A 13,894-nucleotide genomic window follows, 5' to 3' on the forward strand; every position below is an offset into this window, starting at 1 on the left:
AGTTAGTTTCCGGCCGGCTTCATGACCTCGAAAGGCACATCGAAAAGGGTCGAGCCGAACTGTACGTTTTCAACTGAATCACGGCTTACGCTGGTGGCGGTCAGGTACGAGATCGGCAGGTAGACCGCCTGCTCGTGGAGCGTGGTCAATAGGTGCCTGTAGAGTGTCTGACGCTTGTCTTCATCTACCGAAGCCAAGACTTCACCGATCTCCTGATCAATCATGGCCTTCATTGGCAAGCCCTTTTGTGCCTGATAATCAGCATGGCCTGCATAACGCATGGAGCTGACGAAGGAGTGAGGGTCATAGGGTGCGCCCCACGTCTCGGCAAAGATCATTCCGAAGCGCCCGTCCCGCTGGCGCTCCACCAGGGCGCCTTCGTCTTCACCTTTGAGCACAACATCAAATCCCAGACTGCCTAGATTGGCCTGGACAACTTCAGCCACGCTCTTCTGCAAAGCATTCGCTCCGTAGAAGCACAGTTCCAGACGTAGCGGCTGACCATTCTTGTAGCGAATTTTCTCGCCTGACTTCAGCACCCAACCTGCCTGCTCCAGCGCTTCACGTGCTTTGTCAGGCGAATAGTCATACGGCTTCAATCCAATGTCGGTATACGGCAGATTGGTTGAAAAAAGTGCATCAGCTCGTGGCTCCAGGTCATACAAAACGTGCTTAACGATTGCATCTTTGTTTACAGCCCAATTGATAGCCTGCCGTACAGCCAACTCATTGGTAGGCGCAAGGTTGGAATTGAGCGCGATGACACGCGTGGCCAGCGGTGCTGAAATAGCCGTATGGTAGCCCTTCCCCTTTAGTCGCTCGAATGTGTCAGCCGACACCTCCCCCTCGGACCCCTGGATCAGATCAAGCTGACCTGTTTCGAGCGCAATCGCCCGACTACTTGGATCAGGAATGACTTTTACTAGTACCTCGTCATACACAGGCCTTGGTCCCCAGTAGTAAGGGTTACGGGCAAAGCGGTCGAATTCGCCTCGGCGGCTTTCAACCAGCTGCCAAGGACCTGTCCCCACGGGTCGGCCGGGCTGGGCATCAGGCGCAGCAAACCGTAAAGGGCGAACCTGAGCCAGTTCGAGCAAAGTGGGGTAATAAGGATGTTTGAGAATCAGACGCAGCGTATTAGCGTCTGGCGTCTCAACATGGTCAATGGTTTCTACCAATTCCATCCAGGCATGCCGCTTGCGGTTTGCCATGACGGCTTCAATATTAGTTTTTGCTGCATCTGCATCAAATACACTACCGTCACTGAAGCGCACGCCGTCACGCAGGGTGAAGGTATAGATCAAGCCGTCAGGTGAAATGTCCCAGTGGGTTGCTAGCCATGGCTCGACACTACCATCGGCCCGATAGCGTACCAGCGGCTCGTAAACCATAGCTTGGGCATACATTTGGTTAGGGGAGTACCCCCGTGGATCAAGCGGCCCTGCATTGGTCGGCCAGGAGTAGGTAAGCACTTCAGCTTGTGTAAAGGCAGGCAGAATCATCCCTGCCGCCAATAAAAACGCCCCGAGCTTTCTCTTGAAGCCAAGCTGATTCACACTCCTACTCCCGTTATACATTAACAAGGACGGGAGAATAGTCAGGGAAGAGTATGATGTCTACGAGAAAACCTCATACTGAAGGTGATTGGTTTTTATGCAAAGAGTAACGATTACGCTGGATGACGACTTGCTGGCGGCTGTCGACGAGCGTGTATCCAGCCATGGCTACCAAGGCCGCTCCGAAGCCATCCGGGATCTTTTGAGAGAGGGTCTGCGAGAGCCAGTCGCCCAGGATTTACCACCCGACTCCACCTGTATCGCAACCTTAAGCTATGTCTATGACCACAGCGCCCGCGAACTTTCGAAGCGCCTGACCCGTACGTTTCATGCTCACCATGACCTTACGCTGGCAACGCTACATGTTCATTTGGATCATGGAAGCTGCATGGAGATCTCAGTGCTAAAGGGCACCACAGCAGATGTCCGCGAGTTAGCTCAGCACGTTACAGCAGAACGTGGAGTGCGCCACGGCAGAGCTTTTATCGTACCGATGTCTCATGTGGCCCATAGTCATGAGCATGACCATGAAGAACACTAGAACCTGTGGATAACTCTGTGTGCAGTTTATGTATACCCTGTAGGAAAAGCCCTGATACCAAGGCTCTCCGCGTTTTTCAATAGGTGCATAAGAAAATGAGCGCCTTATAAAAAAGCACTATAAAACTACTTGGGGACTGTTCCCGTTAAGGATTTCTTTACCTTCTGGCTCATGCTTATAGGTCAGCAATAAAAGCGAAGTTACAGAACTATTGCCATGCCGGGAGTGCAGTTAGGCTTATACACGACGCGCTCAAATCGTATAAAAGCTATTACGCCGGCACCTGTGCTGGCTATCTTGCTAACCGCTCTGGAATAGCTAACAGTGGCTTCGCTACCCGCCCCTTCTGCATAGCTCAATGACATCTGGCCTCTTGCCAGGGATGTATCGGACTATAGGCGCTGCCATGACCGTCTCGCTGCTGCTCTACGGCAATTTAGTGATCTTTACGGTCGACAAAGAATGATGTTAGCGGCCTTCCTCTTTATAATATAGCCTCATCTGCACCTTTATAGCTCTGACCAGGCTCGCACAGAGACTGGTGCAGGAAAGCAGGTTGCCTTGAGCTAGACCATTTTTCCTTCTAGGCATTCTGCTACTTATGTCTGGCCTTAAATTAATGAAGGAGCAAGCCTGACCACTGGCTATGTTCCTGGCCTACCTTTCCGGTTATTTCAAAACAGTACGGCCGGCCTGACCAATGCTCTTACAACTTCCACCCTATAAGGCTAACGCTGCTAACTGCATTATGGTTTCAGGCAGTAGCTGGTACGACATGAGCAAAGCAGCACTGGTCTAGACTCGTCTGTTGTAGGCATTTCCCTTAGCATCTCTATATAGAGGACCAACAATCGCATTCGCACGCTATAAACCCGGGATCTTCTTGAGTACTGTTCTGATGCCTTCAGGTATCTGACATTAGCCTTCCTTAGTCCGCACATCAGCTGGCTAGCAGTACGTGAGAAGACTTTCCAAATTTTGTAACATATCCACAGAGACCTTTTATCCCTGTAGGGAACCGTTTATCAGTACTTGATCGCGTATGAAATTTGAACGTCCACTCAATTTTAACCATTAAAAGGTGATCCAATTCACCCTTTAAAGGGACTATAACCACCTCTTCATCTTTTGCCCCTTGAATGAATCAATAACCAGTTATCGCAGGCATAGGGGGCAAGGAACCTTTGAATCTTCGGGCGGTCCTACCGACGGCTATAGTCACCGTTGAAGCACTCCCTGAGTCAGCGCGATGAAATCCTAAACACGTTCGGTTGTTATCGACTACGAACGTTCATCGATCGTTGTCCATGACTATTCGGTCCTGTTGAAGTTCGTGCATACGTATATGCACAAGGATGGAACTATGAATTTTAAAGAACGTGGTATTTTACATTCGAATTCATCAGCGATCTCTCTATCACATCGCTTGTTAGATTTAACAGTAATTTCTGGAACAGCTTATTTGGCTGGCTCCGTAATTCCTGGTGTCCCCATGAAGCCTGAGCACTGGGTAGTAGTATTCCTTGCTCTTTTGATATTTCATTTCCTAACCGAAATGAATCAAATGTATCTTTCATGGCGTGGTGAAAGAATATCCAATGAACTAATAAAAATATCAACTTATTGGGTATTAACATTCTCAACTGTTTTCATGGTTGATTATTTCTTTTTTAACGAATCTTTTTTAATCAGTAGCACCATGAAAGCATGGCTGGCCCTTTCGCTGATCGGCCTATGCGGATATCGGATGCTGCTGCGCTCCATCATGCACTCTCTACGCAAGGCCGGATTCAACACTCGTAGAGTGGCCATCGTAGGTGCCGACAAAATCGGCCAACGCCTTGCTCATACAATCGACAGAGCACCATGGATGGGACTGCAACTGCTCGGTTTCTATGTTGAGAACCCGCTTGACCATCCTGAACTTAACCGCAGCGAGCCCGGCTTTTCGATTCGCGGTAATCTGGAGCAATTGGTAGATGATGCTCGCGCAGGTTATATCGACAAGGTCTATATAACCCTAAGCATGGCGCACCAGGAGCACATCAACTGGCTGGTACAGGAACTCAGCGATACGACTGCTTCGGTCTATATCATCCCTGATGTCTTCATGTTCCATCTGCTACACGCCCGTAGTGAGAGCATCGATGGTCTTCCCAGCATTAGTATCTTCGATACGCCTATGGATGGCGCCAGCCTGATCGTCAAGCGCATCGAAGATATCGTTCTATCCCTGATTATCCTGTCGATCATTTCCATCCCTATGCTGGTTATTGCTATCGGCATCAAGCTGTCCTCTCCTGGCCCGGTGTTCTTCCGCCAGAAGCGCTACGGCATGGACGGCAAGCCGATCGAGGTATGGAAGTTCCGTAGCATGAAAGTCATGGAAAATGGCGAGAAGGTTACGCAGGCGACCAAGAACGATAGCCGTATCACACCCTTTGGCTCGTTCCTACGACGCACATCACTCGATGAGCTTCCCCAGTTCATTAATGTATTGCGTGGAGAGATGTCGATTGTAGGCCCAAGACCTCATGCGGTTGCTCACAACGAACAGTACCGCAAGCTGGTTCAAGGCTACATGCTGCGCCACAAGGTCAAACCCGGCATCACGGGATGGGCCCAAGTCAATGGCTGGCGTGGCGAGACAGATACCCTGGACAAGATGCAAAAGCGCATCGAGTTTGATCTGGACTACATCCACCACTGGTCCTTCTGGTGGGACGTCAAAATCATCTTCCTGACTCTCTTTAAAGGCTTCATTAATAAGAACGCTTACTGAGAACTGCTGCCGGGCCTGACCACCGGAAGGTGATTGGGCCGGGCAACAGCTGAACTTTCTAAGGTAGAGATGTCAGAGCTTGCCTGATCGAATCCCAGTAGGAGTTCAGATGCGGAAGACATGTCAGGGTGAGCTCCAGATACGATTGGCAAATGCCATCAAGAGCATCTGATTTCCCGTCTGGAAGAGTTTTCATGATTAAGTCAGTTTTAGTGGTTTGCGTTGGAAATATTTGCAGAAGTCCAATGGCCGAAACACTTCTAAGGGAAGGCCTGAAAGGGCGGAATATAGAAGTTAGTTCAGCGGGCATTGGTGCATTGGTAGGCCGCCCTATGGATAGTACGGCTCAAGAAGTACTAAGAGAAAACGGATTTGAGCTATCGACACATAAAGCTCGCCAAGCGGATGCAGAAATGCTTCGGAAGGCAGACCTTATTTTGACGATGGAAGAATTTCATTCTCGTTCTGTTGAAAGTATGGCGCCAGAAATCAAAGGGAGAGTTTTTCTGATTGGTAAATGGGTGAATAACCGCGAGGTACCCGATCCATACCGCCTCTCAAAAGAAATGTTCAAAGAAGTACATATACTTTTAGCAAAATGCGTAGATAGCTGGCTTCCATACATTAGATAAGGGGAAGAAGGAATTTCATGACCACGATGCCTCGTTTTACGGCCACTGAAGTTAAGAACGATACCGATATTAATTTTTCAGCACTGTTTGGAATCCTAATTGATTACAAATGGCAGCTTCTTTCCATTATCGGTATCTTCACTTTCCTCGGTATTGCTTATGCCATGCTGGCTACGCCCATGTATGCATCCAATGCAATGCTGCAGATCGAAGAAAAGAAAGGTGTAACACGCCTGACCGATCAAACCTCCGGCATGCCACCGCCACTTCCAGAGGCAGTGACTGAGATCGAGTTGCTTAAATCCCGCCTGGTGATTGGTAACACGGTCAAGAACCTTCATCTGGATGTTGTCGTAACGCCCAAGTACTTCCCTATCTTTGGTGGTTATGCGGCTCGTCATTTCAAACCTGAAAGCGAAGGCGAAGTCGCCTCCCCTGTTCTAGGCCTGAACAGCTTTGCCTGGGGCGGCGAAGATGTGGAAGTTGCTGAGCTGCGTGTACCTGACAGCGCTCAAGACAAACCCATGACACTGAAGGTTGAAGAAAACCAGAGCTTCACTGTTTTCGATGCTGACAACCAGATCCTGCTACACGGGACGGTTAACCAGCCTGTCGAGCAAGACGGTTACTTCATTCAGGTCAGTAAGCTGCAGGCGCGTCCTGGCACTGAATTCACAGTTGTAAAGAAGCGACTGTCTAGAACGATTCAGGAATACCAAGGCCGCATCAGCGCAGGCGAACGTGGCAAGCAGTCAGGCATTCTGTCTGTTGCTCTGCAGGACTCTGATCCTCTGCGCGCTCAGCGTATCGTTCAGGAAGTGATCGACCTGTATGTAGCCCAGAACATCGACCGTAACGCAGCAGAATCGACTCAGAGCCTTGAGTTCCTGCGCAGTCAGATTCCTTCTGTCAAGAAAGAACTGGAAGACGCGCAGCGTGCACTGAACGAGTACCAGACCACTCGCCGCTCTGTTGATATCGACAGCGAAACCAAGGGCGTTCTGGATCAAATCGTTTCGCTGGATGGCCAGATTTCCGAGCTAAACCTTAAGCGTGTTGAGATGAGCCGCAAGTTCACTACTCAGCACCCGGCGTTCCAGGCAGTACTTGGCCAGCTACGCCAGCTGGAGGTTGAAAAGGACAAGCTTGAAAAGCGCGTAGGCAACCTGCCTTCTACTCAGCAGGAACTGCTGCGCCTGCGACGCGATGTCGATGTAACGAGCCAGACCTACACCCTTATGATGAATAAGGTGCAGGAGCTTGATGTTATTCGTGCGGGTACCGTTGGTAGCGTCCGTATCATCGATAACGCAAACGCAAACATCGATGATCCTGCAAGCCCCAATAAGCCGCTGATCGTTGTTGCTGCGTTGGTTCTGGGCTGCCTGTTGGGCCTCGCCGTTATCTATACCCGTCATACCCTCAAGCGCGGTATCGAAACACCTGAAGCCATTGAACAACTGGGCCTACCGGTCTACGCATCGATTCCGTATAGCCGCAACCAGTCTGAATCCGAGAAGCTTTTTGGCCGAGGCTCCCGCAAGATTGGCGAGTCGGCGCTGCTGTCCATTGCTCATCCTACAGATCTGAGCACCGAGGCATTGCGTAGTCTGCGTACCAGTCTGCACTTCGCCATGATCGAAGCCAAAAACAACATTCTGATGATCTCGGGCCCAAGCCCTGATGTGGGTAAGTCTTTCGTCTCGTCCAACCTGGCAGCTGTCATTGCTGAGTCTGGTCAGCGCGTTCTGCTGATCGACGGGGACATGCGCAAAGGCTATATGCACAAGGTCTTCAATGTGAAGCAGAAGGACGGCCTGTCTGACCTGTTGAGCAACCGTATCGCGATCAATGATGCCATCAAGAAAACTGAAGTCGACATGCTTGATTTCATGTCTTGTGGCCAGTTCCCGCCTAACCCTTCCGAACTGTTGATGAGCCATCGCTTCACCACCGTTCTGAAGCAACTGGGCGACCTGTATGACATCGTGATTATCGATACACCGCCGATCCTAGCCGTGACCGAAGCCGCCATCATTGGTGCTCATGTAGGTACCAGCTTGATCGTAGCCCGCTTTGGCATGAACAGCGCTAAGGAGCTTGAAGCAACCAAGCGTCGCTTCGACCTCAATGGTATACCGCTCAAGGGTGTGATTCTGAACGCCGTAGAACGTAAAGCTTCCAACTATTCCTCTTACGGCAACTATCAGTACGCCTATGAGAGACCAAGCAAGAGCTGAAGCCTGTCATAGGCATCGCTTGCAGACATGGAATGGGACTGAAAAGCACCATGCATAGCATGAGAAAGCTTCAATTGAACAATGAAGCATAAAAGTCCACAGGTAGGAGCTCTTTGAGCTCCTACGTTATTTCAAGGCTTTTGACTGTTTCAGATCAGTAAATTGATTTTCTAAGCTAAAGGGATATCGATATGAACATTGCAATGGTGCTGAACTACAAGGCTCCGCAAGAAAGTATTTCCTGCGCTGAAAGCATTCTTGGTTTCTGTAAGACAATTGATCATGTTGTTCTTATAGATAACGACTCCAAGGATGGCTCCTACGAAGCAATGAAGGAATGGAAAGAAACCCAAAACATAGATCGGGTTTCTGTCATTGCCAGCCCTGTTAACAGTGGCTACGCAGGCGGCAACAACTTTGGCATGAAATGGGCACGTGAACATTTCAAGGTTGAGAACTTCTGGATTCTCAACAACGATGCCTATGTTAAAGACGACGCTTTCAAGCCGCTGCTGGAAAAAATCACCGCTGATAAAAGAACCATTGCCGGTTCAGTCATCCTGAGCTCACAGACAGGAAAGATTGAATGCTATGGCGGCGGGATCATGTATCCCCTGTTAGGCAAGTCCAAATTGCTTGGCAAAGGATTGTCCATAGATGAGATCGGCCAGCTTAACCGTGAGCCGGATTACATCATGGGCTGCAGCTTGGCCTTTAATGCTGCGATGCTGGATGAAGTTGGTTACATGGATGAGTCTTACTTCATGTATTCCGAGGAAGTAGATTGGCAGCATCAAGCGAAAAAGCACGGCATTGCACTGTATGTCGCGCCAGATAGCCAGCTCTATCACTATGGCTCCATGAGTTCAGGCGGGAAGTCAGAGTTTTACTATTACTTCCGTAACCGCGCCGCTACTCGCTTCAACAAGAAATTCTATGGCTCACCGTATGCACTTATGTCTGCGGTTTTCCTATCCGGCATAACCGTACTGAAGGAATACAAGAGTCCAAAGCTAGCCTGGTCGGGTATCAAAGGCGCATTCAAAGGGGCAACAATGCATGTCTAATGGAGTAGTAAGCCAGGCATTTGGTATCGACTTTTTCCTGGGCACCAAGGATGAGCTGCTGAAAGATATTTCAGCCAGCCTGAAAAAACCTTACACCTACATCGTTACTCCAAATATTGATCACGTCGTTCAATTTCAGGAAAACGAGAACCTGCAAAAAGCATATCGCACCGCTGACAAGCGCGTTTGCGATAGCCGTATCTTGTCGCCCTTGCTTAAATCGCTGGGCATTGAGATCAAGGAAGTCATCACAGGCAGCGATCTTACTGTCTCGCTTCTGAAAAAGGCTGACCAGGAAAACTTATCCATTACGCTGATTGGCTCGGAAGAGAAGGATGTAGCAAAGCTCAAGACGCTGTATCCCGGCGTCCAGCTGAATCACTACAACCCTCCAATGGGTTTTATCAACAAGCCTGATGAAGTGCAGAAGTGCCTCGACTTTATCTATGCCAACCCTTCAGATCTCATTTTCTACGCTGTGGGTGCACCACGGCAGGAAATGCTGGCTAGCATGGTTGATGCCACTAAACGCACAGGTGTTGGCCTTTGTATCGGAGCGTCGATCCTGTTTGCTACCGGCAGCCTGAAACGTGCGCCTGTCTGGATGCAAAAAGCCCGTATCGAATGGTTGCACAGAATGCTATCGGAGCCTCAGCGCTTGGTACGTCGTTACATTCATGACGCCACCCATATTCTTCCTATCTATTTGAAAGAAAGATCAGGAAGAAGAAGCAGTAGTGAAGAAGTAAATTAATCGATTGCGACTGCATTTTTTGGCCAGTCTGAGGACAGGGAAGACAGCCATGCTGAATGGAATGCAACGTTATGCTGGATGGGAAGCAATATGAGAGCAGTAAGCAAAAGCGGTGCCTACTTCATATTATTAATTTTCGTCTTCGTATTACATTTTGGTATTTTCGAAGAAACACCTCATAACCCGATTGGCATCCTGTATGTCAGCGAGTTGTATCTGGTTATTTGTTTAGCGTTTACAGCAGTTTATCTACTGGCCTCTGTAGGAAAAGAGCAAAAGGACTTGAAAATCCTTTTGACATACTGCGCTTACTCGTCGGTTATCTTCATTCTGCTGCCAGCGATTTTCTCGAATCTCTACTATGGGCAACCATTGATATACGGGATTATCGAAGAGCGTCGCATACTGTATTGCTTCACTTTTTCCGTCATGCTTTACCTTGCCCGGAACATGAGTGCTGCTCAATTTGAAAAGGCATTCCTGTTTGTAGGTTTCATGGCGTGCATTCTGGCGTGGATGTTCAAGTTTTCCGTATTGCCAGATCTGCGAGATAAAGTAGCGTCTTTTGACCGGCCGGATCGCTCCTCAATCGGTGCGTTAGCTCAGTGCATGACCTACTTCTACTGCATCCAGGTATGGAACAAAGGCATGTCTCCGATCGATGGCTCCCCTAGATCCAAGACGCCTTATATTGTGTTCGCCTGCTTTATTTTGCTGACATTGGTCTTTGCAACACAAACTCGCCAGCTGATCTTCCTCTCTCTCTGCTTCACGTTGCTGTGCCTGAAGAGCAAGTCGGTCATCTGGATTGTGGTATCAGGTATTTTGATTTCTCCTCTTTACCTGTTCCCGGACCTGTTAAAGGAGCTTGGACTCAATCTCGATTTCTATGCCGAATCGCTCGAAAACGGCCCTTCCGATAATGTCCGCGAACAAACGATCGGTTATATCTTTGGTCATTTGCATGCGAATAATTGGTTACCCAGCGGTTCTTTGTCTTTGATGTGGAACAATGGCTTTATTCCCCATTTCGGTGAGTACTTCTTCCTTTCCGACGTTGGGATATTTGGCACACTGTTCAGATTTGGCTTCCTGGCCTTCCTGATCATTCCGCTGACCCTGTTCTGCTACTACTACTTTGCCAAGCGCCTGCACCCTGATACCAGCTTCACCATTACTGCCCTGCTGGCGTATATGGTGATCTGGCCGCTTCAGGGTATTTTCGAGTACATGCAGGCAACTATTGCTTTCCTGCTGGTGATTCAAGCATTAAAGGCTTTCCATCGAAACACAGAAAGTCCTGCGCTGGATCCTTACGTTGAAGAACATCCTCTAATGCAGCCCAGCTTTAGATAGACCGCACTGCTCCCCTCCCCCGCCTGTCTGCCTAACCAGGGCAGACAGGCTTTCTGTACAAAAGAGCCTTCTCCATGACAATGCTGAAAAACAGCACCTGGAACATTCTGGGTGTAGTCATTCCAAGTCTCATTGCACTCCCTACCATGGGCGTTCTTTCTCGGAAGTTAGGTATTGAGCAATTCGGCCTGTTTACTCTGGCGTTTGCCATCGTAGGTTACGCCACCATTTTCGACGCAGGACTGACACGAGCCGTTATCCGGGCAGTGGCCATGCACCATGGCAATGTTGAAAAAAACAAGTCGGTTATCGCGACGGCGACCTATGCCGTGATAGGGCTAAGCATCCTTGCGGTGCTCCTGTTATGGCTAGGTGCTGGAGAGCTTGTTTCTGTACTCCACGTTTCAGCAGAAAATGTTGATGTAGCAGTGGCTGGCTTCAAGTGGCTAAGCCTTTCAATTCCACCCTTTTTGCTAACCATGATTTGGTTTTCCTACCTGGAAGGTAATGAGCGGTTTGCAGAGTTCAACCTACTGCGAACCATCACCAATTCAATTCTGGCTATTTCTCCTTTAATAGCCGTACTCATTGATGAGTCCTTTACCGCGACGGCAATAGGGCTTGTCATAGCTCGTCTTATTTCTATGGCCGTAGCGTTTATTCCTTGTTGGCGAGAGTTTCCCCCTGGCTTTTACAAGTTTGAAAAAAGTATCTTCAAAGAGCTTTTTGCGTTTGGCAGCTGGATGACTGTGAGCAACATCATCAGTCCTGTCATGGTCTACTTTGACCGCTTCATCCTGTCCAACATGATTGGCGCTCAACGTGTTTCTTTTTACACAGCGCCCTCTGAAGCCATCTCTCGTATGCTGATCATTCCCAATGCTGTTGCTCGGGTTATTTTTCCGCTACTCAGCAAACGCTCGGCTGATGCCACAGCTCAAGCTAACCGAGCATTCTGGGCACTGCTCGCTGCCTGTATAGTCATGGTGCTACCTTTATTCATACTTGCACCCATGGTCATGACCTTATGGATGGGGCCAGAGTATGGACAGGAAGGTGCACAAGTACTGCGCATCCTTCTGATTGGGTTTATTTTTAACGCACTGGCACAAATTCCATTTGCCAAAATCCAGGCCAAGGGGCATTCGAAAATTACAGCCTTTATCCATATGGCTGAACTTCTGCCTTACATAGGCTTGCTAGTAGTGTGCATACAGTTATTCTCTATCCAGGGAGCAGCTATTGCATGGTCAATAAGAGTAGCCGTTGACTTTATCGCTCTGGAAGTTATGTCACGAAAAATCAGCTAGTAGCTTATTGACATATATCAGTAAGATAAACCTAAAAATCTGATCGATTTACCTTCGGAAAGAGTGTTTCAGCAAAAGTGAACTAATTTTTTAAGTCTCTGTCACAGCCTGCGCTGATATGTATGGTTTGGTTGGATACGGAGCTGCCCCGAATTATCCAGCGCCAGGCGCGCCACAGGCCTACATGATTCATAAAGTTTCTTATGCCCAAACACGTTCTGACGCTTATAAATCGATCGGTACAAAGTTTTAATAACTTTTTTACAGCGATCAAGGAAGAAAATAGATGAAACGTACCTTTACCCTTGCACTCCTTTCTACCCTGCTTCTGCAGGGCTGCGTATGGTCTCCAGGCCAATACCTGCACCGGGATGACTTGAAGACCAACGGCTCCATTGAGGGGACAAAGGTTGAGCTGATTCCTATCACATCAGCTTATTTGAAAAACCAGGATTCTGTTAATTCGACGACTGTAAACACTGGAAACTGGCAGGAACTACTCAAGTATCAGCCATCTGCCTATCGCGTAGGCAAAGCAGATCTGCTTTACATCACTGTATGGGATCACCCTGAGCTGACTGCTCCGTCTGGCTCCCAGCAGCAGATCGAGGCCAACGGTCGCCTGGTACGTCCTGACGGCACTATTTTCTATCCGTATGTAGGCACGCTGACAGCGGAAGGCAAGACACTCGAAGAGATTCGTAAGGTTATCTCGACTCGTCTGGCCACCTTTATCGATAATCCTCAGGTCGATGTGAGCGTGCTGCGCTTTGGTAGCCAGAAGGTGACGCTATCAGGTGCATTTACCAAAGCTGACGCCATCCCGCTGACAACTGTTCCGCTGACCCTGGTCGAAGCGCTCGGTCAGGCAAGCGTTGATACCCAAACAGCCGACCTTAGTGGCCTGACGCTGGTACGTGACGGCAAGGAATACCGCCTGGATGCCGATACACTGAACCGTAAGGACTCCAAGCTATACGGTGTATACCTCAAGGATGGCGATAGCATCCACCTGCCCTATAACGACAACCGCAAGGTTTACGTGATGGGTGAAGTAAGAAGTCCGCTGGCAACCAGCTTCAAGACCACCAGCCTGACGCTGATGGATGCACTTGGCCAAGCAGGCGGTTTGAACCAGGAAACTGCCGATGCGGATGAAGTTTATGTCATCCGCGGTCCGGAGAACTTCAACTCTTCCCCATCGGCAAAAGCTCAAGTGTTCCACCTGAGCGCCTCTTCTCCCACGGCTTTTGTTCTGGCACAGCACTTTGCGTTGCAACCGCAAGACGTTGTATTCGTAGGGCCTGCCGGAATCACCCGTTGGAACCGCTTCGTCAGCCAGCTACTGGGCTCCTCGAACGTTCTTAGCTCTACTGCAAACCTCAACCAGAGCCTCAAATAAAGAAGCTTTCTGGATGATCAAGAAGCCCTTCGTTTGAAGGGCTTTTTTATGCCTCCATAAAACACCTTCATCCGTAAAGGACGATGTCTTAGCTAGGTTCTATACGAAAAGTCTTCGAGCGAAGGTCAGGCGAGGCAAAAATCGGTAAGTAAGCGGAATGTGTTGTAAATGAGCATTCCGAATCGATTTTTAACGAAGCATCACCGATGCGCAGATACTTTTCGTACAGAACTTAGCACATATAGCTTTGATCA

At 49.0% G+C, this 13,894-nt stretch carries 10 protein-coding genes; 9 read left to right on the forward strand and 1 reads right to left on the reverse strand.

What is annotated here, in order from left to right:
• Window positions 1-2: 2 nt before the first annotated feature.
• Window positions 3-1,556 (reverse strand): nickel ABC transporter substrate-binding protein, encoded by a 1,554-nt coding sequence (gene nikA / locus IEX86_RS17760; protein WP_373290460.1) that lies wholly within the window; start codon window positions 1,554-1,556, stop codon window positions 3-5.
• 97 nt (window positions 1,557-1,653) lie between these two features.
• Here nikA and nikR point away from each other — a divergent pair, with 97 nt between their 5' ends.
• The 9 genes from nikR to IEX86_RS17805 all read left to right on the forward strand — a co-directional run bounded on the left by nikR (window position 1,654) and on the right by IEX86_RS17805 (window position 13,640).
• Complete coding sequence (gene nikR / locus IEX86_RS17765) at window positions 1,654-2,097, forward strand: nickel-responsive transcriptional regulator NikR (protein ID WP_188867470.1); 444 nt, start codon at window positions 1,654-1,656, stop codon at window positions 2,095-2,097.
• A gap of 1,363 nt (window positions 2,098-3,460) precedes the next feature.
• Window positions 3,461-4,879, forward strand: a complete 1,419-nt coding sequence (locus IEX86_RS17770; protein WP_188867471.1) for an undecaprenyl-phosphate glucose phosphotransferase — start codon at window positions 3,461-3,463, stop codon at window positions 4,877-4,879.
• Window positions 4,880-5,073: 194 nt separating this feature from the next.
• Window positions 5,074-5,511, forward strand: coding sequence for a low molecular weight protein-tyrosine-phosphatase (locus IEX86_RS17775; RefSeq protein WP_188867472.1), 438 nt, complete (start codon window positions 5,074-5,076; stop codon window positions 5,509-5,511).
• A 17-nt stretch (window positions 5,512-5,528) separates the two neighbouring features.
• A complete protein-coding gene (locus tag IEX86_RS17780; protein ID WP_188867473.1) occupies window positions 5,529-7,751 on the forward strand; it encodes a polysaccharide biosynthesis tyrosine autokinase in 2,223 nt (740 codons plus the stop codon).
• 191 nt (window positions 7,752-7,942) lie between these two features.
• Complete coding sequence (locus IEX86_RS17785; protein WP_188867474.1) at window positions 7,943-8,818, forward strand: glycosyltransferase family 2 protein; 876 nt, start codon at window positions 7,943-7,945, stop codon at window positions 8,816-8,818.
• On the forward strand, window positions 8,811-9,572 hold the full coding sequence (locus IEX86_RS17790) for a WecB/TagA/CpsF family glycosyltransferase (RefSeq protein WP_188867475.1): 762 nt from the start codon (window positions 8,811-8,813) through the stop codon (window positions 9,570-9,572). The genes IEX86_RS17785 and IEX86_RS17790 overlap by 8 nt, the downstream gene beginning before the upstream one ends.
• A 90-nt stretch (window positions 9,573-9,662) precedes the next feature.
• Window positions 9,663-10,928: a hypothetical protein gene (locus IEX86_RS17795; RefSeq protein WP_229685403.1), complete on the forward strand. Its 1,266-nt coding sequence runs from the start codon at window positions 9,663-9,665 to the stop codon at window positions 10,926-10,928.
• Between the two features lie 74 nt (window positions 10,929-11,002).
• The gene (locus tag IEX86_RS17800) at window positions 11,003-12,238 is read left to right on the forward strand and encodes a flippase (RefSeq protein WP_188867477.1); all 1,236 of its coding nucleotides are present in this window, start codon (window positions 11,003-11,005) and stop codon (window positions 12,236-12,238) included.
• Between the two features lie 286 nt (window positions 12,239-12,524).
• Window positions 12,525-13,640 carry a polysaccharide biosynthesis/export family protein gene (locus IEX86_RS17805; protein WP_188867478.1) on the forward strand — a complete coding sequence of 372 codons (1,116 nt, stop codon included), beginning with the start codon at window positions 12,525-12,527 and terminating at the stop codon, window positions 13,638-13,640.
• Window positions 13,641-13,894 lie beyond the last annotated feature (254 nt).

The organism is Pseudomonas asuensis (genome assembly GCF_014646755.1).
Lineage (GTDB): Bacteria > Pseudomonadota > Gammaproteobacteria > Pseudomonadales > Pseudomonadaceae > Chryseomonas > Chryseomonas asuensis.